The sequence below is a fragment of the Humiphilus diazotrophicus genome (genome assembly GCF_059726315.1).
In genome coordinates this window covers 5,559,205-5,581,895 of the sequence record NZ_AP040870.1, presented here as the reverse complement: position 1 = coordinate 5,581,895, position 22,691 = coordinate 5,559,205, and the positions used below count along the sequence as shown (strand labels likewise).

Here is a 22,691-nt window from a genome sequence, read left to right as displayed (position 1 = left end):
TATCTCTATGACGGTGCGAGTGAGCCCCGATACCATCGTGGCCAATGCCTGCATCAACTTGTCCTGCGAAGAACGTTGTTGAAGGCTAACCGTCAAATTGCCATTCGCAATCTCACTCGCGGCATTTGCAATTTCATTCATCGCAACAATGAGAGTGTTCAGATTGCTCTTAATGGTATTGAAGTCGCCATAATATACATCGGTGATCTGTGGCGGAATGTCACCCTTGCTGATACGGTCGACATAGTTTGCCGCAACATTTAGTGGTGTAATCACTGAATCCAGGACGCTGTTAACTCCACGTACAATCTCCGCATAAGCACCACGGAACTGATCGTAGTGTCCTCGCTCCGAGAGCTTGCCGGAATTGGCAGCATCGCTCAATCTCCCTAATTCTTTCTTTAGTCCCTGCAGTACGACAGCCACATTGTTTACTGCTTGCTTCATCTTTTCGTGGTCGCCCTTGTAGGTCTGAGAAATGAGCTCATCAATGCTACCAGCCGAAATCTGCGCCAGGATGCGGTTGCCCTCTCCGATTGGCAGCAGGATCGCATCAAGCATCGTATTCATGCCACGAACGATTTCGCCGTAAGCGCCATGAAATTGCTCTACCTTGCCTCGCTCTGATAATTGACCTTCTTTCGACGCCTCCGTTAGGCGGACCAACTCCTTCTGTAATGACTGCAGTACGACAGCTACGTTGTTAACAGCCTGCTTCATCTTTTCGTGATCGCCCTTGTAGGTCTGAGAGATCAACTCGTCGATCTTGCCCGCGGAAATTTGCGCCAAGATGCGGTTCCCTTCGCCAATCGGCAAAAGAATCGCGTCCAGCATCGTATTCATCCCAAAGACGATTTCAGAGTATGCGCCCTGGAACTGCTCTACCTTGCCTCGCTCCGATAACTGTCCTTCCTTCGATGCCTCCGTCAGGCGCCGTAACTCCTTCTGCAGGGTTTGCAGCACAATCGCTACATTGTTAACGGCCAACTTCATGCGTTCGTGGTCGCCTTTGTAAGTCTGGGAGATCAATTCATCGATTTTGCCCGTTGAGATCTGCGCCAGGATGCGGTTTCCTTCACCGATCGGCAAGAGAATCGCGTCGAGCATTGTATTCATCCCCCGAACGATATCTCCATAGGCGCCCTGGAACTGTTCTGCTTTGCCACGCTCCGATAACTGTCCGTCTTTCGACGCTTCTGTCAAACGTGTTAGTTCTTTCTGCAATCCCTGCAGCACAACCGCCACATGATTGACGGCTAACTTCATCCGCTCATGGTCGCCCTTGTAGGTTTGAGAAATCAGCTCATCAATTTTGCCCGATGAGATCTGCGCCAAGATGCGGTTCCCTTCACCAATTGGCAAAAGAATCGCGTCTAGCATCGTATTCATCCCCCGAACGATATCTCCGTAGGCGCCTTGAAACTGTTCTGCTTTACCACGCTCCGATAATTGGCCGTCTTTCGACGCCTCCGTTAAACGTGTCAGCTCCTTCTGCAATCCCTGCAACACAACCGCTACATTATTGACCGTCAACTTCATCCGCTCGTGGTCGCCTTTGTAAGTCTGGGAGATCAACTCATCGATCTTGCCTGCTGAGATTTGTGCGAGAACCCGATTGCCTTCTCCAATCGGCAGAAGAATCGCATCCAGCATCGCATTGATGCCCTGCATCATTTCTCGATATACGCCATCGAATCTATCCGATCGGCCCCGCTCACTCAGGCGCCCCTCCTGCGATGCCTCGACCAGGCGCAGAATTTCTTGAGAGAGCAATTCAATCTGGCCGCCCTCATTCCTTACGGATTTGTCCGAATGGGTTTTAAGACCGTTGCTCGTAGCAGTTCCTCGTTGCAATTTCCTTTTGCCGACTACCGTTGCGGTTGCCATGGTTACATCTCCTTCAAATCTAAATTCCTTGTCTAGCCGTTCTTAATCAAATTCCTTTGTGCATGCGCCTGTGGTCTGCTTCACAGAAGCTTCACGGATTGCATCCTGTACGAGACGGTGCAGATCCAGAATGAGAGCCAGAGTTCCATCTCCAAGGATGGTGGCCCCTGAAACAAATTGGATATTCCGATAAAGTCGTCCCAAGTTCTTAATGACTGTCTGATGGTGTCCGAGAACCTCATCGACGACAAAACCAAACCTTCCCTGCTCTGTTTCGGCAACCATTATTTGTTCACGCTCCTGCCGCTCCACTTGCATTTCCAGATACTCGCTCAGACGTATGTAAGGAACGATCTCGCCACGGATATGCGCCAAGTGCTTACCGCCAGCATCCTCAATATCCTGTCGTGTAAGTTCGACGCATTCCAGGGTATTCGCCAGGGGCATCACAAAATGAGCGTGACCAACACGAACCAACAGGCCATCGATAATTGCCAAGGTAAGAGGTAAACGGAGAGTGATTGTAGTTCCCACCCCTTGCTGGCTGGAAATATCGATGCTTCCCCGCAATGCTTCTATATTCCGCCTAACAACATCCATGCCGACTCCACGGCCAGATACATCGGTAATCTCCCGTGCGGTAGAGAAACCGGGCGCCATGATCAGGGAAAATATTTCGGAATCGCTCAATTTCGCCTCGGCAGAAATCAGTCCCTTTTCAATACCTCGGACTCGTACTGCCTCTCGATCGATTCCTCCGCCGTCATCGGAAACACTGATAAGAACCTGGGCTCCAGCGTGTCGTGCAGCCAAGTGAACACTGGCAACTGGCTTCTTTCCTGAGGCGCGTCGCACCTCAGGCTCCTCTATTCCATGATCCATGCTGTTTCGTATTAAATGCATGAGAGGATCGCCCAACTGATCGATAACTGTTTTATCCAGATCGGTTTCTCCACCCTCGAAGGTGAATTCCACTTCTTTCTTCAAATTTCGGCCCAGGTCATAGACCAGCCGCTTGAACCGTTCAAAGGTCGGGCGCAGGGGAAGGGTCCGCATACTCATCGAGTTCTCACGGAGCCCAGCGGTGAGACACTCTATTTCCTCTGCTACAGTCTGCATGTCGTGATCGTCATAACGCGCCGCGATTTGCGTTAAACGAGCTTGTACTGTTACCAGTTGGCCGACAAGATCGACTAACTGATCCAATTTGCCGGCTGGAACACGGATGCTTGATGCTTGTTCATTCTTATCTGCGCTGCGGCGGTCTTCACTCGATCGCCTCTCAGGCTGCATTGGGGGAATTGAAGTTGCTGAACACTGAGGTAATTGTGAAACCATTTCGAAGCTAAGTTCGCAACTATCCTCAACGAAAAGGAAAACATCCCTTATTGCCATTTCCTCAGCAGAAGTTGTAAGGGCAAGGTTCCAAGTAACGTAGCAGCATTCGGGATCTAGATCTGCGAAAGCAGGTACTCCGGAAGTATCTGCCTGAACAGAAAGAATTCCCATCTCTCTCAATTCGCGAAAGAGTAGTAGTGGATTCGCACCATTGCGCAGAAGGTCCGCCTTGGGCTGAAAGTGAATGTGCCATTCCCGTGCTGAATTGTTGAGAGATTCTATTCGTCCTTGACTCTCTGGCATTTGGGAGACCGGATGACTTTCTGTTATTCCGGTCAGCGCGCGCAAATCGCGGAGGATTCCTGTAGAAATGGCAGAATCTGCACATCCGCTTCCAGCAACCTCATCCAGCATGGCTCGAAGCTGATCGCCCGCTGCAAGAGAAAGACTAATGAGATCAGTAGAAGCAGAAAGCTTGCCATTTCTCACTAGGTCAAAAGCATTCTCGAGTTCGTGAGTAAAGGTAGCTATCTGTTGGAATCCGAACATGGATCCCGAACCTTTAATGGTATGCAGGGCGCGGAAAGCTCTTCCAACAAGTTCTGCATCATTATTACTCTGATCGAGGTCGAGGAGCGCAGACTCCAACTCGGTCAACAGTTCACGGGCCTCTTCTAGAAACGACTGTTGAAACTTATCCATTCTCTTTCACGCTCTGAGGAACGCTTTCGGAACCCTCAAGTGTGGTACCCCGAAGCCATCGGGATAAAAAGGTTTCAAATCCAGCCTGCCGAACGACACATGCAAGGTCTCCGGGTACGCCATCATAGGAAATTACAGTTCCATTTCGCTTCGCTTCTTCCGCAGCAGCGCCAAGTAATTGAATGGCAGTGACATCCAGACTGGAAACATTGGACAGGTCTAGATGCAGAGCGTTTCCCGACGCCAATGCTACCGAGAGTACGGATTTCAATTCCTCTGCAGAATCTATTCCGAAATCACCTTCCAGTCGGACAATGTCTCCAGGTTCAATTCCTGCTGCAATCACTGGCATATCCGCCCCCACCCTGTATCAAGCGCACAAATATCAACGTGTAACTTACAGCCGTCTCTTGAAACTATTTCAGTCTTCTGTCCTTTCAGAAAGGCAAGAAATTCTAGATTCAATTGGTGGCTATCGGCGTGAAAGAGCTCTCATAGCACGTCTAGACACAATATCGACTCTAAAGAAGAATGCCGTCATAGCTCTAAAGTGTTAGCGCCCCAATGATGTTACAGTCCTACAAATGTCAAGTTAGTACATGATAGGGAGTTACAAGGATAAGACACTGGGTGACCGGCATCACAGTCGCAAGCATCAAGATCACGATATGCGGCCTCGCTAGTACAGTCAGCCAGGCATCAGGATTGGCAGAGTTACTACCCACAAGAAAGGACGGTTACACTGTTCGGCCGCTTCGGAACAATCGGAGAAACACTCGTCCTCGTCTCTCCGGCAACGTGGCTATCTTCAATGGATCTCTCCTATCAAGATCCGGTTAGCCGAACCGCTAAGCTTTCTTTTGCGTGGAGATCGCTGCCAGCAAGATATCGAGGAACGACCTGACGTCCTGCAATGGATCCTTACTTCCCTCAATACGGCTTAGGACCAGGGCCCCCTCCAAAGCGGAGATGATGGTATTTGCAACTTGCCGAGGAGTCACATCTCGGCGAATCTCCTTCGCCTGGATTCCCTCCTCGATGATGGCTGAAAGTCTCTGCTTCCAATCTGCAAACGCTTGCCGGGCCAACTTCCGAAGCATCGGATTGCCGTCATCGGTATCAACCGCCGTGTTCATCAAGGGGCAACCGCCCTCTATTGGAGAGGGAGTTTCGATAAACCTTTGAATTAAAAAGCGCAACTTCTCCAGAGACCCCGGTATGCCAGTGAGTCCATCCGTTCTGGTCTTCCTCGCCTGCATAAGCGAGTAGCGAAACACTTCCGCGGCCAGATCCTCTTTACTGGAGAAATGACGATAGATTCCGCCCTTCTCAAGGCCTGTGGCTTCCATCACCTCTTGCATGGAGGCTCCCTCAAAACCCTTCCGATTAAAGATCGGCGCCGATTGAGAAATAATCCGCTGACGAGTCTCTTCCCCTTTGCTCATAGCCATCCCTCAAAAACAGAATACTGCAAAAAAAGACGAATCGGTCTCTTTCGAGTTTGAATCTGATGAGAATGAGACCAGTCGGTCTCATTCATCGCAAGAAAGGAATCCATAATCAGTGGCCACCGCAATATTGCCAGCCGCAAAGGCTGAACAGAGAGACGTAAACCCCTGGGTAATCGCGCTGACTGTCACGCTGGCAACCTTTATGGAATTGCTCGACACCTCAATCGCCAATGTCTCTCTGCCCTATATTGCCGGAGGACTTGGCCGATCTTATGATGAGGTCACCTGGATTCTCACTACCTATCTCGTCGCCAATGCTGTTGTCCTTCCTCTGTCTGCCTGGCTATCTCGGGCTTTTGGACGCAAGAAATACTACATGGCTTGTGTTGGACTCTTCACTCTTACATCCTTCCTTTGCGGAATCGCTCCATCTTTGACATTCATTTTGATAGCAAGAGTCCTGCAAGGGATTGGAGGAGGAGGTCTAGCTCCCGTTGAACAAGCAATCCTAGTCGATACCTTTCCGCCACATAAGCGCGCTTCAGCATTCGCGCTTTATACGGTAGCTATCGTGACCGCGCCGGCTATCGGTCCCGTAATTGGAGGATGGATCACCGATAGCTACAACTGGCGGTGGGTTTTCCTAATCAACATTCCTATTGGACTGCTGTCCCTCTTTCTTACCGGCAGGTTCGTACATGATCCTCCGGCCTTCGAAGAAGAGCGCCGTTCCGCGCGCATAGCAGGCAAGCTTCGTATTGATACAGCCGGTATTGCCCTGATCGGTATTGGATCTGCCGCGCTCGAAATCTTTCTCGACAGAGGGCAGATCGACGACTGGTTCGAATCAACATTTATCTGCTGGATGTTCACCTTAGCGGTGTTGTGCCTTTTATCGGCTGTCTTCTGGGAACTAAAGCAGAGCGATCCTATCATTGATCTTCATCTGCTTAAGACACGGAACTTTGCGATTGCATGCTTCTTTTATTTCCTTTTCGGTTTTGGTCTATTCGGTTCGACCACCATGATTCCCCAGCTGCTTCAATCTCTTTATGGATACCGAGCAGTCGATGCGGGTCTGGTCCTGGGACCGGGAGCCTTTGTAATCACGCTGCTCGCTCCGGTGGGCGCCCAATTGGTACAACGCGGCATCGTTCATCCGAGAATTCTGCTATCGATGGCCGTCACCATCGTCGGCATTTCATTCCTGCACTATAGCCACATGAATCTCGATACCGACTATGCTCACTATGCCTGGGCTAGGGCACTGCAAGGCTTAGGCTACGCATTCTATTTCGTTCCTGTTTCCATCATTACCTATTCGCAGTTGCGCCCAGATCAAAACAACCGTGCTTCCTCCATTACAAACTTTTTCCGTAACTGGGGAGGAAGCTTTGGAATCGCCTTTATCACCACAATGTCAGAACGTCGCCAGAACTTTCACCAGTCAACCGTAGGTGCGAATCTGCCATTTTCGTCGCTGCCCTTGCAACAGACGGTTCAGCAACTAACAGGCTATTTCGAAGCCCATGGCCTAAGCCATATAGACGCCCTCAATGCCGCGTATGCCCGTTGCTACAGCCTGCTGGTCTCTCAAACGAGGATGTTGGCATTCATGGACTGCTTCCATGTACTCGGAATAGCAACGCTCATAGCCGCTCCGTTGGTTCTTCTAACCCGAAATTTCAAAATCGGAGGAGGGGTTAGCGGGGGACATTGATTACGGACGCCAGAAGAGCGTTAATTCACTATTTCTAGGCGAGAAAGATTATTCGCCTACATCGGGGCACAAGAGTAGCACTTATTTGCTGACGCATCTCAATATCGCAAATCCAGTTCGCTGTATGGTCCAATATGCTCCGCGTTGCTGCGGTAAACGGCTACTGAGCTTCTTCTGCTGAGTGCAAATAAAGATCCACGTTAATCTTGTCTACAAGAGCAGTACCGGTATCTACAAACACCGGATAGGGAGAGAATGAATCGACGGAGTATCCGCTGCGTAGACTCTTTGGTGGATGGTGATATATCTCGTCGAGGGCCGTCAGCCCGTAATAGGCCATCGTGTATGGCTTCTGCGAGACGGTAGCCTCAACGATGCCATCTTTGATGAGATTCAAAGTATCTGGATCCACATCCATGGCAATCAGAAGACGATCACGGACATTTTGACTTCTCAATACTGCGCCAACGTCTTTCGCGGATGAAGCTTCGAGACATATAAAGGCATCAACTCTCGCCGCTCCTGTCAACGCTACATACTGCTTCGCCATATCTGAGGCCTTAACGGCCTCCCCTTTCATATTGAACACATCCATAACCTTAATCTCGGGATGACTGGCAAAAGCCTCTTTATAGCCTTTCAATCTTTCATCAAGATTGGGCTGGCCTGGAATGGAAAAGAATACGACGTTCCCTTTTCCGCCGAGTTTCTCGACCGCACGCTGTCCACCCAATTTCCCTGCTTGGAGATTATTAGTTCCTATGAAAAAGAGCCGGTGACTATATGGAGCGTCAGAATCCATCGTGATGACGGGAATGCCAGCATCAATTGCTTTGTCAATCTCAGGCTGAAGAAGTTCGGAATCGGAAACGGAGATCAGGATGCCGGCGGGTTTAGCAGCAATGGCTTGCTGTAACGCCTGCAACTCACCTTGAGGACTATAGCTCGCAGGCCCGGAGATGATCGCCGTTACATTATATTGAGCCGCAGCTTTGTTGAATCCGGCAATAGCCGTCTTCCAATAGGCAAGCCCTGTGTTGTTGGATATCAAATAGTACTTCTCAGATTTTGAGTGATACTGACATCCAGTTACGATAACCAGCATCGCCGGCAGTAGAAGCCAGAAAAAGATCCGCTTAATCAACATATTAGCCTCCAAAGCCCAAGGGAGAGATGGACGCACAGCTCCACATTGCGCCGCCCACCCCACTTCCCGGCAGGCAGCAGTGCGTCGGGCGAAATTGTACCCCCTGGTCATATGGACTCGCCTCTTCCAGAGCTATTTTGTTTTGATCCTGCGAAGGTTAGATCTCCCCCATCCATTTCGATCCCACCAATCTAGATCCCATAGTAGCCGTGAGCTAAAGATGGCTTTAGATTTATCTTCTTCACCATCCGGCGATGCTACGTAATGTCGAGGGCTATTCTCCCCATGCCTTCCCATCCGGAAAACATATGAAAAGGGGGCCATCCCTCGATGAGATGGCCCCCTTTCGGAGATCCTCCTTCGAGCTGTAGATGCTCTAGCGATCTCTTGTAAGTGTTACGGCGAGCACCACAACATTACGATTGTCTGGTAAGGTGAGACTCCTGACCTTCTTTCTGATATTGAGCGGAAGCGTGTAGTGATAAAGATGGAAGGCATTGCGATCTTGCGTTCCATCAAATAGATCACGATATGCCGGCTTTAGTGCATCCGATTCTCCCGAGAAGCTTTGCGGTGTAAACCAGTCGCTGAAACTCTGTGTCAATATCGTAGTTGTCCCATCAGCATAGGTAATAGTAATTTTTTGATTTGACTGGTTGCCTTGAACTCCGGTTGCAAGGAGCTGGATTCCAGAGTAATAACCACCAGTGAGAGGAATGCTCCCACCGTCACCGTAAATAGCATCTTTCAGGTTCGCTTGCCCTACAGCAAAGCGCACTCCATTAACCACGATCTCTGTTGCTCCAGACACATCTCCAAGAAGATTTGCAGAATAAGCAGCTCCGCCTGCATCCAGACCGCCATCAGAGGGAAAGGTTGTTCCATCTGTATAGATTCCGATAGCGTTGAATACGGAATCGAGATCGACTGGTTCACCCAAATTTTGTTCAGTTAATGTTGCTGCAAGTATCACGACATTCCGGTTATTCGGCAACGTGATACTCTTGACGATCTTTCGAGAATCCAGCACAAGCGTATACCCATAAAGATTAAACTGCCGGTTGTCTTTCGTCCCTCCAGCTTTATTCCGATACGCCATAGCAACAGCTTCCATTTCATTGGGATTGCTGAAAGGCGAGAACCAGTCGCTAAAGCTTTGTGTAAATTGCGAGCTTGTTCCATCCGTATAGGTCACGATAAAAGGTTGAGCTGCCTGCTTGCCCTGAATTCCTGTACCCAGCAACTGAAGCGAGGTAAAGCGGCCTGCAGGTAATGCAATTGTTTGACCAGTCCCGTAGACACCGTCGAGATCGTTTGCCGGTCCGAAATCAAATCGAACCTCGCGTAATGAGCGCGTATCGCTCAGCAGGTTGGAGGAATACGCATATCCTGAACCATCCAAGCCTTTGCTGGTGAAGGTCGTACCATCGGAATAGATAGCATTCACATTGAAAGCGGAAGAAAGATTAACCGGCACACCTCTTCCGCAACCACGGAGAGCCGCACTGACTGCAAGCACGGAAGTCGGAGCTGAGGCACTATAAGTAGCAGTGCTCCCCTTCACGGTAAGCGGAATATTCACTCCGGTTGCAGCAGTCTTGCTTGCCCAAAGTGTCAAGGTAGCAGAACCAAAGGAATCAGTCACATGGAACGCAGCCTTAATCCCTGCGGGCAAACTTTCCAAGAGGTTCAAACGAACTTTATCTGTAAAGCCATTTTGAGGTGCAACAGTAATCGTCGCCGTAGCGGTTCCATTTTCATTGAGGTAAATATTAGAAGGCGATGTTGAGATAGTAAAGAATGGCAGTCCGACGTTCACATAGGTGGTATGGGAAATACCGCCGCTGACACCGGTGATACCGATCAGGAAATTTCCACCCACAGCCGCTTCAGTCGTCGAAACATCGAGTGAAACAGATCCTGAACCAGAAACCGAATTCTGGCTCAACTTCGCCGTCACTCCCGCGGGATTGCCGATCATTGAAACCGCAAGATCAATCGTCCCGACAAAACCATTGATCCCCGAAACTGTGATCATACTGGTTCCTCCGCTACCCGGGTTCAACATCAGGCTGGCAGGAGATGACGTGATCGTGAAGTTCGGAGCACTCGTTTGAACTGGAGCGAGAACATCCAATAATGCCTGTCCGGTAGGGGACCCCCAGCCTGTCGTGAGGTCATACCCAGCAGCAGCAGAAAAAAGATTTGGACTTGAGTTGTTGAAGTTATTGCCTTCAGTGATGTCGTGAAAGAGCGTCGTGTAGCTAGACTGTTGGCCTAATGCATAGACGATTGGATTAAGGAAAGAGATCGGCAAGCCATTCGCCTGTTCATTTGCCAACGCTAAAAAGCCGGCCCACCGTGGGGCAGCCAGACTTGTACCTCCAATTGCGCCCGAACACTGTCCGTTGGCGCAGAAATAGTTGTCAGTGTTCGCTTCCATCGCAACATCGGGAATATTGCGGAAGGTTGTAGATCCTTGATTCGTATTGTTGATGGCAGACTTTTGATAATCGGGAATTGAGGACGCGGTATTCCATCCTCCCGTACTACCTATCCACGTTGTCTCCGCTTGCCATGTGCCTCCCGGGCCATTCGTTGTAAGGTCGGTTCCTCCGACAGTAACGATATTGGGGCTGTTCCCCGGATACCCAATATCGCCAACATTCGCACCGGAATCGCCAGAAGCCACAAAAACATTCTGGCCTTGAGCTGCAAGTTCCATAAAGATCTGCTCGTATCCGGGTTCCGATCCGGGTGTCCCTCCCCACCCAAACGAAAGACTCAACTGTTTGGCTACATTATCACTGGCCGCTTGTGTAAATGCGGTTAAGGCATCACTTCCGGAACCATACGCCTCATAGACAATCAACCCCGAAAGACGGGGAGCCATCGATATGGCCTGCTGAATATCGATGACCTCTTCTCCATCGTCGCAGCCTCCGGTTGCAGGCGTGCCCGCACAGACACCATCGACATTGAGCAACACGTTATATATCGGCACGTTGAGAGGCTGCGCAATGCTTTCAAAGTATCTCTGAACGTCGCTGAGATTATACGGACCAAGTTCGATGAGTCCCACAGTCTGGCCGCTTCCATCCAGAGTAACGTTCGGAGCATAAGCCGCCCGCATATCACTGCCAAGAAAAAGTCCGCTCTGCCCTGAGCCAGTGGTATTGCTATGAATATCCGTAGTAGCAGATTGCTTCAACATGGGATGTGGGCGGTTGTAATCAGAAAGGCCTTGTACACTCAGGATTGGGAGTTGAGCATCCACTGTGGGAGTAACATCCGGCGCAAAGAACTTACGTTTCTCCTTAGGATGTTGATAGGCTTGCATCCTGATCTGAAATGTCTTGTCGATGTTGCTAACCGGCCCGCTAACGTTTACCAGCATACGGTTTTGGTAGGTGCGCGTGATGGTAAAACCATTCGCCTTGGCGAAGGCAATCACTTTTTCGTAATCTTCTGTTGTGGGACCGAAACGTTCAGTAAATTGCTGCACACTCAAAAACTTGTGAAAGTTAGGACTCTTCGGATCGCTTAGTTGTTTTAAGAATGTCTGCAACTCTTGTGTATTGCGGAGAGGAAGAGAAAAAGACAGCTTCAGCTGTTGTTGGGCAGGAAGTTCTCCTTGAGCCTGGATATTATCAGGAGCCAATACGCGTGAAGAGAGGGACCGCCGTTGCGCCTGCAATGTGGTCAGCAACGAAAACATCGCCACAATCCAGACCGAGAAAACAAGAAACATCTTCCTCATGACTCTATCTAGAGACCAGCACATGATAAGTGCCTCCATCGTGATTTGCCGCTCATCTACAAAATGAACGGTGATTGCTGTACTCGACTGCAGTCCACCAGGACATAGATCGACCCTCCCGCCTAGCACTCATATTTCGAGGGCGAGTCGACCTAAAAGGGAGTGCTACTGACTTTGTATGGTTATTGAGGTGCCGACATTGACTTAGGCGCTGCATCCGGAGCACTTCCCCAGCTCTTGTTCGGCGACGGTCCCATATTCAATACCAGCTTTCCACCATCTTTAATATCTGAATGGCTAAACCAAGGTTTATTCCACGGTTTTCCATTCAGCGTTGCAGACTGGATGTAAAGGTTCTTGTCCGAGTTGTTGTGCGCGACGATTGTGAAATCCTTCCCGCCTTTCAAATGGATTGTTGCTTGATCGAAGAGAGGGCTTCCCAAAATGTAATCCGGGCTGGAAGGATCTACGGTGTAGAACCCCATAGCACTCATGACGTACCAGGAGGATGTCGAGCCCTGATCATCCATTCCAGGGAATGCAAGCCCGGCATGATCGCTACCATACATTAGTTTTAGAATCTTCCGAGATAGCTCCTGCGTCTTCCATGGCTGTCCCGCCCAATCATAGTAGTAGGCAGCCTGTTGGTCAGGTTGATTCCCTTGTACATATTGGCCAATAACTCCAGTGCAATCCCGGCAGATTCCTTTCGCCGAATACGGAGTGCTAAAAAATTGATCTAGCTTTTCGGTGAACTTTTCCCGGCCACCAAGCAGATTGATTAAACCTTGGACGTCATGAGGAACAAGCCATAGTGTTGACCAGCCCGACGCTTCTTTCATCATAAAGTTGTAATACGGTTCCTTAGGATCAAAGGGAGATATCCATTTCCCATCCTCTGTCTTTCCACGGATAAAACCAATTGAAGAATCGAAAACGTTCTGGTAGTTATGTGCGCGTTGCAGGAATAATTTGTAGTCGTCTTCTCTGCCAAGCTTTTTGGCGTAGAACGCGAGAGCATAATCATCCCAGCTATACTCTAGTGTTGTAGCGGCTCCGGCTTTGCCACCCGCATACGGAGGACTGGGATTATGATTTGGAATGATGTCCGAGATCCATCCCTGCCGCATGTACTCTTCGAGATACCCACGAGGACCACGGCTATCTGTTGCATTCTTCCTTAGATATTCGTAAACACCAGCCCAATCGAAATTTAAGCCGCGTTCCCAATCTCCCAGATACATAAAGACAGCATTGTCTCCGTGAAAGGAAGTTCCCATGTATCCAGATTCACGAGCCATATCGAATTGCGAACGTAGAATGTCGATTTTTTCATCAGGCTCAAGAAGCGTAAGCAATACGATTTGATTGCGACCTGTGTCCCAGAAAGGTACTTCTCCATAGCGATCATATTCGGCAATCCTGGTCTTTCCATCACGGCCGACAAACGACTCTCCTTTTCGTGCAATCAGGCGCGGACTGGCAAAGGAATGATAGAGGCAGGAGTAAAAGAGCATCTTCTCTTTCTCTGTTCCACCTTTTACCTCTATAAGGTTTAGTTTCTTTGACCACGCTTCCTGCGCTTTAGTCTTGATGCCCTCAAAGTTCCATCCTGGATTCTCTGCTTCGAGCCGCCGCTCGGCCATCGTGTAGTCAAGCCCGGAAGCTACCTTTACAAGGATCTGTTCCCCAGGCTTTGTCGAAAAACGAAGATATGCTCCGGCGTAGTTGCCCGAAATCTTTCTCTGCTCAGGTTTCACATCGCTGTAACCAATCAGAGGGTCGTTAGTTATGGGCTTCTTTGGGGGAATCTCCCGAAATGCCCCAAAGGACGTAAAGGAGCGTGAGAACTCAGCCACAAAGACAGCGTTGTTCTGCTCACTTCTTCCTCGTACGGTATGATCATCGAGGATTTCTATATCCCCACCCGCATCACCTAAATCGAGAAGAACATTAGATTTCTCCGACTCCGGAAAGGTAAAACGAAACAGACCAGTCCACGTTGTAGCAGTCATCTCGGCCCTGGTTTTGAAATCCTCGAGATACACACTGTAATAACCGGGTGATGCCTTCTCTGTAGCCTTGTCATAGACAGAGGCCGTTCGTTCTGGAGGAGCAGTCCAGTTCCCGACTATCGGCATGAGCGCAAGCCCATCCAGCACACCACCAGAGAAGCCCACCATTGTTCGGTTTGGATAGAAATAGGGCGCCCTGACACCCGCGGGAAAGCTAACATCCAGATTGACATTAATAGGAGCTAGCTCGGTGGAGCTCTGGGGCAGCTTGGCCCCTGGAGAAGTAAATCCGGAGTAGAGTTGCTCACCTGGAGGAGGAGCATTCCCTATCAACTTTTGATCGTCCAGAGGAGCCGTACCCACGAGAGTGTTCACATACTCGACTGGAGATTTCGTTTGATCTCCTTCCTGCTGAGCTAGAGCTCCTGTAAGCCATATACATCCGACAAAGAGGAATGCCATCGGATACTTCAAAAACAGGCGCAAAACAGTCATGACAAAAATTCCTTACTTTTCTGTACAGACAAACCGAGTGAGGCGGAGACTTCCGCATTATGTAACAGCAAAAGTCTCTGCGATGAGCTAGAGCAATACCAGCCTCGGCCAACTCTGGGACCCAGGAAAGCTGACGCCGCTCTCCGCCAAAGAAAGCGGCGCTTCGCTAACACTGAACCAGGTATAGTAATGCTGAACTTTCTCTAAAAGGTGATTTTTCCCGAAAGTTGGAGAGTTCTCGGGAAGTTCTGTTGTGTTGGACCAACGGTGCCAAAGCCACTCCATCCCGAAGTCGGACTATAGGTGGGTGGTCCATCGCCGGGATTGTTATCCGGACCGCCAAAGAGAACGGAGTTGAGTGCGTTGAATGCATCCAGGCGCAGCTGAAATTTGAAGTTCTCCCAGATATCCAGATTCTTCTGAACCGAAAGATCAAGACTCGGAATTGTCGGCGTTCGAACCTGAGTTGTATGATCCGGAAGATTCATCAGTCCGTAAGAGGGAATTCCCGCCCAGCAGCTTGAATCGTTATTTAGCCAGCGTCCCTTGCCAACAGAAGTTCCTCCAGGAGCACGGAAACTTTGGTTGGAACATGTGTACCAATAGCCAGTATTCAGTCCGACGGGGGTTCCACTCTGAGTATTAAAGACACCACTGAGAGTCCAGTTGTTGATCAAAGCAGCCAGTGGACGCGATGGCGCAGAAAGAATATATCCTCCTTTCCCAAAGGGAAGATCCCAAACACTGGTTACCGACAGAATATGAGTACGATCGGAACCGGAGATCCAATGAATCTGAACTGGATCCTGATAAGGCCACCCATTCTGATACCCATCGCCATTGATAGTTTTCGAATAGGTGTACGCCAGCTGGTAGCTTAACCCACGACCGGAAGAATTTGTGACTCTGCGATTGAGCTTTACCTCAAGAGCGTCATACCAGTTCCGACCCAACCCTGCATTGTATTGTCCGATGAGCCCGTTTCCTCCGGGGCTGCAATATTGTGACCCAGGCTGAAGCAGTGCAATTGCTTTTATGGTTTTGGAGGTTCCGCATTGTCCCGGTCCGGACATGGCGGCAACTCCATAATAGGGATTGGGCACCTGTTGGTCCCAGATCTGCGGATTCGTCTGTGCGGCTCTTTGCTGGGCAAGAGTTGCTACACCGTTCAGCCATAGACCTACACGCAAGCGGCTGCTGAAATTCCCGGCATAACGCGCGTCCAGTACCATCCCACCAGGCAACTCACGCTGAAATCCCAATGAGACAATCTGTTCCATTGGAATCTTTCTATTAGGAAAATCAGCCTGAATCGTTCCGTTACCAACATTGGTTAACAGCCCTTTACTGTTGCCGCTGGGAACCAGAAGACCAGTAGAGAACGGAGCGCCTGACTGAAAATAGCCGGTTGGAGTATTCCCCCCATCTGTAGAAGAGGTGTAATTGGTGCTCTGCGTTTCACCAATACTCGATCCGCCTTCAAGACCATAGGAATACATGACTCCATAGCCACCACGGATAACGGTCTTGGGATTTACAGCAAAAGCAAATCCTATCCGGGGCCCTACATTTGACCAATCCGTGTCATAGGCATTGCGCGATTGACCATCTGTGCCAGCAAATTGAAGTCCTCCATAGACGGTCGCCAGAGATGCGACATTAATTCCAGCCGCAGCCCAGGCGGCAGAGTTTGCTCCACTGGCAACGTTTGCCTGATATGTGGAATCGTTCGTTAAGGGACTGACGCAGGTAAGACAAATACCACGATTCAGGTGGTTGTAGCGCTCACGTAATCCACGTTGAACGTCGTAGCGGATACCTAGATTGAGCGTGAGGCGATGAGTTGCACGCCAATTGTCCTGAAAATAAACCGCATAGACTGGATAGCCTTCCATGATCGACGGGAACCAGTCAATGGAACCGCTCGATGGATACCCCAAATAGAACGAAGCAAGAGCGGACCCGTTGGGACTATTCGATTGACAGCCGTTGGAATTGCCGGAGGTAGGCGCAACCGGATAACAATTCTGGTTGTGAGGATTGAACTGAGTCCATCCAGAATTAAAGGTGAAAGTCCCATTGGGATGCCCGCCGGAATATGGCCGCCCGCCATACTGAAACTCGTCGATTTCACCGCCGAACTCAAGACTATGAGCCCCAGATGTTTTGGTGAGATCGGCATCCAGTGTGTAATTATTGGTCACATCGTTGTTGAGCTGATTGCCAAAAATCTGGTGATTGTCGGCAGGGTTGTTTGCCAGGAATCCAGTCCCCCAACTGTCTGTCACGCGAAATTCCGGCAAGTATTTGGCCGAGGTATAGTTAGGGAGCGGCATGCCAAGTCCAATCGTGTTTGGGTCGATCTGATGGGACTGATCGCCGTTGGGAGAGCTCTCCCAGAAGCGGTTAAAAGAAATCTTGAAATCGCCAACCAATGAAGACGAAAATACATGAGTCACATCCTGCGTGGCGACCCAGCTCTCGTGTGCATAATTAATGTTGCCGTTTGCAGCAACACCGCTCAAACCATTCTGACTCCGATTCTCTGTCCCCTTCCACCAGAGGAAATAGCTGTAGAGCTTTGTCTTATCAGTAAGGTTATAGTCCACACGGACCATTGGCTGGTTATAGTCATAGCGGGATGGAGTGATGCCTATGTAGTTGTTGCCCTTAGCAAGGTTTCCCGTACCCGGAATGTTAGGCAGCGGGATGTATTTCAAAACAGCTGCTGCAGCCGGGTTGATCTGCGCCCCTGTAATGGTGTTATTCGGGAGGGGCTGTTGGGCAACGTGATTACTGTTACAGGAAGTGGCCGGACCTCCATCAAGACAGTAAGCAGTTCCTGGCTGATAAACCGGGAGCCCAGTCGGAAACTCCTGCGGATCCATTTGTTGGACCAGTCCGAAATTCACCCCGGAATTTCCGTTATATCCAGGACGAAGATAGGCAGGCGGAACATTTTCAAGCGTCACACCCGCGAGCGATTGACGGTAGCCTTCAAAGCCAAAGAAAAAGAAGAGCTTGTTTCTCTTAATCGGCCCGCCGGCCGTAATCCAGAACTGGTGCTGAATCGCCCCTTGGCGAGGCGTCCCTGTGAGGTTGTTCTGAAAGGTGTTGGCATTCATGAACGAATCCTCATAGGCGTATCTGGCAGAGCCATGGTATTGATCTCCGCCGCTTTTTGTGACAACGTTGACAGTACCGCCACTCGTTCGACCGTAGCGGGCATCATATGTAGTGGTCATCACATTCACTTCCTGGATGCTGTCCAGGTTGGGCGAGACTGTCCATTCACCAGGTTGGTGATTGTCATAACCAAACTGGCTGGTAATGTTGCTTCCGTTCAGAGTGAATTGATTGTTCCCTACGATGCCGCCGCCGAGAGTGTATTGGTTTGAAACGTCGTAACCGGTGGTGCCATGAGCTCCGGAGGTGCCGAAACTTGTCTGGGTAAACTGGCTGCCTGGAGTAGTCCCAATCAGGTTGTACGATTGGCCACCACTCACAGGAACGCTCTGTAATTCACGCTGGTCAAGAACGGTATTGTTTGAAGCAGTAGAGGCCTCGAGCGCCGGTGGCGCTGTACTGACTACTACACGCTCCGAGACAGCTCCTACTTCAAGTGTGAAGTTCTGATTGAAAGTTTGGGAAGCGCGAAGAAGGACCTTATCTTGAATGAAAGTCTTAAATCCGGTGGCATTTGCTGTAACAGTATAGGTTCCGGGTAAAACATACGGAATATAGAAGACACCCTTATCAGTAGTCTGAGTGGTGTACTGTGTACCCGAATCGACATTTACTGCAGTCACTGTAGCACTCTTGATAATCGCTCCTGAAGGATCTGTAACCTGACCTGTCAGGACTGACCGAAACTCCTGCGCACCACAGCAGAGAGTTACAAAGAATACGGTGAGCAGGCAAAAGCTGCTCCGCATTCGCCAAGCGAACTGATTACGCATGACTGGCTCTCCAAAGGATAGACTTCGCAGGGTCTGAGATTTTGAACCCCAAGTCCCGTCGAATTAAGAGCGAGTCTAGGATTGAGCAAAGATGAAGTACTGATAAGTTCTGAAATATTTCTGAAATCTTCTATAAACACGATGACATGGACCAATTCTTCAATTTTCTGGAGGCTCTTATGCCAAGTCTTGTACAGGAATTCGAATTGAAGCGGAGCTTGCTGCTGTTTTATAGTTGGTAAACATAAAGCTGGCTGCTTGCTAACTCTGCTTTGACGATCAAAGCCCAGTTCCCTCACCTTCACCTGAGCTCTGTGGAGGGCTGAATGAGTACTGCACTTGGCTGCATTTATCGTACGGACCAAATCGAAATCGACGTCACTCGCAACTGCGTCAGGCGCATGGGGGAGGAGCACCTTCTCCGATACCAAAGCTTCCAGGTATTACTCTATCTTCTGGAACAATCAGGGAAGGTCGTATCTAAGGAAGAGTTGACTACCAGGATTTGGCATGATGCTGCGGTTACTGAAAATGGCCTAACCCAGTGCATCACGGAGATACGTAAGGCCCTCGGCGATGACTCCCGCCATCCTATATATATAAAGACAGTATCGAAGGTCGGCTACTGCTTCGTGGCACCGGTCCAACTTCTCCCCCCGGGCACTGAGCCCGCCGTTGTCAAGAGATCTGACACTCCATTTCCCGCGATTGTCGGGGCTCAAGAACCAAACATTCTGAGCTTCCCCCCGGTACCTTCGGCTAGCCTCCCAAACGAAGAAACAAGGCAGCACTGGCCTAGCACTCATCTTCTCCAACGATTGAGCTCTTTCAAGAAAGCATATGTCCTCTGTGTCGTAGCCTGCTTTCTGATCATTACATTGGGACTGCTGATCGGCATTTCCCCAAAATCGGTTGCAACAAAGCAACCAATTCTACCTTCGGGCACCGAACGAAGCCTGATCGTAATGTATTTCGACAACGATTCGCAGAGAGAAGAATTTGATTGGCTGAGGCAAGGGCTGACAGACATGATGATCACAGATCTTTCCAGAACCCCGGATCTTCATGTTCTGAGCCGTCAGCAGCTCTCACTTTTGGTATCCGACCGCGGTAAGCCAGATGGGCAAAAGTCTTTTGCTCAGGCGATGCGCATTGCTCAAGACATTCATGCAGCGGAGTTCCTCACCGGAAGCTTCTGTACCCTCGATGGCCAGTTTCGGATCGACATTCAGTTACATGATGCTCGCACCGGACAAATCATCTTTGCCGATCATAGAACATTTCCAAACCCTAGCGGAATCCTCAACCAGGTTGATGTCCTCGCTGAACACCTGACAGCTGCGATGGCACTGAATTCGGAAGTCAAATCAAACATTGCAGAAGTAACCACCAAAAATGTCGAGGCCTATCAGTACTATTCTCTCGGAGTAGAGAAAGCACAGCAGTTCGAAAACTCTCAGGCATTGGATCTTCTGAAACAGGCAGCCAAACTCGACCCGGAGTTTGCAATGGCCTATGCCCGGATCGGGTACACCTATGCACTGGCCGACTTTTCCCCGGAAGAGGGTAGGCCGTATTTGGAAAAGGCACTTCAGCTTTCCAAGCATCTCTCTGAAAAGGATAGCCTCTCAATTCGAGCCTGGTATGCCATTTCCAAATCCGACTATGAAACGGCTGGACAAATTCTGAACAGAATTAGTCATCTTTATCCACAAGAGACAGAAGCATATTGGAGTCTGGCGCGTTTACTGAGAGCCGAAGAGCAACCGGAGGAAGCGCTCGCAATTCTTCGCCGCGGGCTTGAACTAAATCCTGACGACAAGAACCTCTACAATACACTCGGATTTGTGTTGTTAAGCCTCCACCGTTATCCCGAAGCGATTAGCGCCTTCCATCGATATGTCGAGTTGGCGCCGGATGCGCCCAATGCACACGACAGTCTGGGAATGGGATACCAGCAATCCGGTAATTATCCCGGAGCTATATCCGAATACAATCAGGCCTTAACACTTAATGCACAATTTGAGCCTTCAATCATTCACCTCGGTGACGTCTACTATCAAACAGGACAATTCGAGAAAGCCATCGACCAATACCATCTCTATATCAAAGTTGCGGACACAAATAAGGCACGCGCCCTGGGCTATGGAAATCTAGCTACTGTCTATCTCGCAATGAATCGAATCTCAGACGCGAAGAAAGCAGCAGCAAACGAATTGAAAAATAATCCCAATTCGGTCTGGACATCCTTAGTGATAGCCTTGAAACAATCTGATAGCAGTACGGAAAGCAAATTAGAACGCGTACTGTTTAAGGGCATTCCCACTCAAGAGAGAGGAACACCCGGAGATCAGAGGACTAAGTTCTACTACCAGGGTCACATAGATATGGCAAAAGGCCGCCCTCAAAAAGCTCTTGAAGAATTCAGAGCTGCCTTGCAGCACCTTCCACCTAGCTCAGGAATCGACTTCCACGAAGATTGTCTTGCGAACGCCGAATTGCAATTGGGTTTCTTTAAGGAAGCCGCTGCAGAGTATCAACGAATTCTAAAATCAAACCCTAATTATCCACAAGCGCAGTTGCATCTTGCGGAAGCAGAAGCACATATTGCAGAACAGAAACACAAACTATGATTCGGCAATAACCTAGTACACGCTATCACTGACAACTCTATCTTTGTACGAGAAAGGCTCCTGAGAAGAATCAGCTTTCGCTGAATTCTCCTCAGAGACCAAGTTATTCGCACTCAAGAAATTCATCCCCGCACCGCGGGGACAGATCTTCCAATTACTGTTTCCCTTCAGAATGAATCGGTTCATCCCCTCGTCGAGGGGAAAATATACATCTTCAGCAAGCAATAATCTCCAAGTATCTACATCGCTGAACCACATGGCTCGGCGATAGCTCCGGAATATTGGTTATAAGCCACAGTTTCGCATTCTTCCTCTGTATCGAGACAAGGAGCGAGACTCAACAACCCGCAACCGAAAGCTTTGCCCGGTCCGAGTCCGGCCAGAACTGCATTGCGGATTTCATTCTTATCACGTACCAGCAGTAACCCTTCAAAACATACCTGATAAAGACAAATCGTCGATGTGATCTTTTGACTGCTTCTAAATAATCTACGAGAGACGACGAGATGTTGCCGGACCGCAAAGCCGTGTCGCTCTCCCTGGCGATGAAGCCATTCGTCCAGATCGCTCCTTCGAGACAGTCCATACCGCTTCCTTCCTCTCGTAACAGTTGGATTAGCCATCAGCCTGAAGCGATAACTGTAACCGGCAGTAATAAAACTATCTAGATTCACCAATTTTGTCTGTGTCGAGCGAAGCAGGTAGCCAGGCAGTCTTTCGAGTACAGACCAATTCCCTTTTATTTCCGACTGGACCAAGACTGTCGGCTCCATGGGAAGATATTCAAATTGTTCCAAACGCCATAAGAAGCGTGGAGCTTTATCACCAGGACCATTTACAAATGCCCGAACGAGTGTTCGGTGCAACTCGTACGAATCTCCCAAGTCGCGGCGCACCTGTGTACAACCTGGATCAAGCAATAACTTCGTTAGATACATTGATGGTTTCCGTTCTTATAAAACGCGGCCCAAATAGCCGCTTGGAGAATGGAGCAATCGGTTGATCTAAACGTACAAATCCATCTGACGAATTTTCCAGAAGAAAGCGCAAGGCCTTTCCCTCATCCGCTTTACGAGGAACGCACAATCTCGGGTAACGGGAAAAAACCTCAGCTATTGTCTGGTCTATCTTCAGACCGTCAGGAAGACAAATAGGACAACTGGGAACAAAACTCTTGCGTCCCAGACACAAAGACCAAACCGGGGCAGCCAGAGCTAGATGAATCTGTCGCAATAACTCTGTCTCTCCTTGCAATCCAACCAGAAATACCGCGTCCGCAAGATAAAATCTTGGACTTACAATAGTCCGATTGGTTACGACTCCGGAGGCCTCAAAAAGGGTCCTTTTCGATGAGTCACGATCTCCTCCTACGGTCTGGAAATCACGCATCAAAATACCCTCACGGTCAACACGAACGCCCATCTGCAGTTCAGCGAGGTCCTGAATATCTTCTTCCCTATCGCGTCCGAGTGCAGCACAAACCAAGCCAAGAACTCCTGATTTGGATGGCTCCAATTGAGTGTCACGCTCATCGAAACGGCTCATCGTCCCCCAAGACTGTAGAGGACCCTGCAGTCTCATCAA

General features: G+C 49.6%; 11 protein-coding genes and 1 pseudogene. 2 read left to right on the top strand and 10 right to left on the bottom strand.

Annotated elements, in window-relative coordinates; genetic code table 11:
• Positions 1-144 precede the first annotated feature (144 nt).
• The 4 genes and pseudogenes from AC6I7T_RS22970 to AC6I7T_RS22955 form a co-directional block, all read right to left on the bottom strand.
• Positions 145-1,887 (bottom strand): annotated as a pseudogene (locus tag AC6I7T_RS22970) (hypothetical protein); the annotation flags it as partial.
• Positions 1,888-1,929: 42 nt separating this feature from the next.
• A complete protein-coding gene (locus AC6I7T_RS22965; protein WP_497790083.1) occupies positions 1,930-3,927 on the bottom strand; it encodes a chemotaxis protein CheA in 1,998 nt (665 codons plus the stop codon).
• Complete coding sequence (locus tag AC6I7T_RS22960) at positions 3,920-4,279, bottom strand: STAS domain-containing protein (RefSeq protein WP_497790081.1); 360 nt, start codon at positions 4,277-4,279, stop codon at positions 3,920-3,922. Before AC6I7T_RS22960 ends, AC6I7T_RS22965 begins: the two co-directional genes overlap by 8 nt.
• Before the next feature lie 496 nt (positions 4,280-4,775).
• Complete coding sequence (locus AC6I7T_RS22955; RefSeq protein ID WP_497790079.1) at positions 4,776-5,372, bottom strand: TetR/AcrR family transcriptional regulator; 597 nt, start codon at positions 5,370-5,372, stop codon at positions 4,776-4,778.
• A 118-nt stretch (positions 5,373-5,490) separates the two neighbouring features.
• Here AC6I7T_RS22955 and AC6I7T_RS22950 point away from each other — a divergent pair, with 118 nt between their 5' ends.
• Positions 5,491-7,098, top strand: coding sequence for a DHA2 family efflux MFS transporter permease subunit (locus AC6I7T_RS22950; RefSeq protein ID WP_497790078.1), 1,608 nt, complete (start codon positions 5,491-5,493; stop codon positions 7,096-7,098).
• A gap of 160 nt (positions 7,099-7,258) precedes the next feature.
• Here AC6I7T_RS22950 and AC6I7T_RS22945 read toward each other — a convergent pair whose 3' ends face one another.
• The 4 genes from AC6I7T_RS22945 to AC6I7T_RS22930 all read right to left on the bottom strand — a co-directional run bounded on the left by AC6I7T_RS22945 (position 7,259) and on the right by AC6I7T_RS22930 (position 18,474).
• Positions 7,259-8,245 carry a substrate-binding domain-containing protein gene (locus AC6I7T_RS22945; protein ID WP_497790077.1) on the bottom strand — a complete coding sequence of 329 codons (987 nt, stop codon included), beginning with the start codon at positions 8,243-8,245 and terminating at the stop codon, positions 7,259-7,261.
• A 376-nt stretch (positions 8,246-8,621) separates the two neighbouring features.
• The gene (locus AC6I7T_RS22940) at positions 8,622-12,029 is read right to left on the bottom strand and encodes a beta-sandwich domain-containing protein (RefSeq protein WP_497790076.1); all 3,408 of its coding nucleotides are present in this window, start codon (positions 12,027-12,029) and stop codon (positions 8,622-8,624) included.
• A gap of 158 nt (positions 12,030-12,187) precedes the next feature.
• Positions 12,188-14,515 (bottom strand): GH92 family glycosyl hydrolase, encoded by a 2,328-nt coding sequence (locus tag AC6I7T_RS22935; protein ID WP_497790074.1) that lies wholly within the window; start codon positions 14,513-14,515, stop codon positions 12,188-12,190.
• 203 nt (positions 14,516-14,718) lie between these two features.
• Complete coding sequence (locus AC6I7T_RS22930) at positions 14,719-18,474, bottom strand: carboxypeptidase-like regulatory domain-containing protein (protein WP_497790073.1); 3,756 nt, start codon at positions 18,472-18,474, stop codon at positions 14,719-14,721.
• 326 nt (positions 18,475-18,800) lie between these two features.
• On the opposite strand from AC6I7T_RS22930, the gene AC6I7T_RS22925 reads away from it, so the two are divergent.
• Complete coding sequence (locus AC6I7T_RS22925) at positions 18,801-21,107, top strand: tetratricopeptide repeat protein (protein ID WP_497790072.1); 2,307 nt, start codon at positions 18,801-18,803, stop codon at positions 21,105-21,107.
• A 239-nt stretch (positions 21,108-21,346) separates the two neighbouring features.
• Here AC6I7T_RS22925 and cas6e read toward each other — a convergent pair whose 3' ends face one another.
• Positions 21,347-22,045 carry a type I-E CRISPR-associated protein Cas6/Cse3/CasE gene (cas6e, locus tag AC6I7T_RS22920; RefSeq protein ID WP_497790070.1) on the bottom strand — a complete coding sequence of 233 codons (699 nt, stop codon included), beginning with the start codon at positions 22,043-22,045 and terminating at the stop codon, positions 21,347-21,349.
• Positions 22,020-22,688, bottom strand: coding sequence for a type I-E CRISPR-associated protein Cas5/CasD (gene cas5e, locus AC6I7T_RS22915; RefSeq protein ID WP_497794638.1), 669 nt, complete (start codon positions 22,686-22,688; stop codon positions 22,020-22,022). Before cas5e ends, cas6e begins: the two co-directional genes overlap by 26 nt.
• Positions 22,689-22,691: the final 3 nt, after the last annotated feature.

What these genes read in the sequence shown, in the direction of transcription:
- AC6I7T_RS22945 (WP_497790077.1), bottom strand. Translation starts at nt 8,245, where the DNA reads ATGTTGATTAAGCGGATCTTTTTCTGGCTTCTACTGCCGGCGATGCTG.
- AC6I7T_RS22960 (WP_497790081.1), bottom strand. Translation starts at nt 4,279, where the DNA reads ATGCCAGTGATTGCAGCAGGAATTGAACCTGGAGACATTGTCCGACTG.
- AC6I7T_RS22965 (WP_497790083.1), bottom strand. Translation starts at nt 3,927, where the DNA reads ATGGATAAGTTTCAACAGTCGTTTCTAGAAGAGGCCCGTGAACTGTTG.
- AC6I7T_RS22935 (WP_497790074.1), bottom strand. Translation starts at nt 14,515, where the DNA reads ATGACTGTTTTGCGCCTGTTTTTGAAGTATCCGATGGCATTCCTCTTT.
- AC6I7T_RS22955 (WP_497790079.1), bottom strand. Translation starts at nt 5,372, where the DNA reads ATGAGCAAAGGGGAAGAGACTCGTCAGCGGATTATTTCTCAATCGGCG.
- AC6I7T_RS22925 (WP_497790072.1), top strand. Translation starts at nt 18,801, where the DNA reads ATGAGTACTGCACTTGGCTGCATTTATCGTACGGACCAAATCGAAATC.
- AC6I7T_RS22940 (WP_497790076.1), bottom strand. Translation starts at nt 12,029, where the DNA reads ATGTGCTGGTCTCTAGATAGAGTCATGAGGAAGATGTTTCTTGTTTTC.
- AC6I7T_RS22930 (WP_497790073.1), bottom strand. Translation starts at nt 18,474, where the DNA reads ATGCGTAATCAGTTCGCTTGGCGAATGCGGAGCAGCTTTTGCCTGCTC.
- cas5e (WP_497794638.1), bottom strand. Translation starts at nt 22,688, where the DNA reads ATGAGACTGCAGGGTCCTCTACAGTCTTGGGGGACGATGAGCCGTTTC.
- cas6e (WP_497790070.1), bottom strand. Translation starts at nt 22,045, where the DNA reads ATGTATCTAACGAAGTTATTGCTTGATCCAGGTTGTACACAGGTGCGC.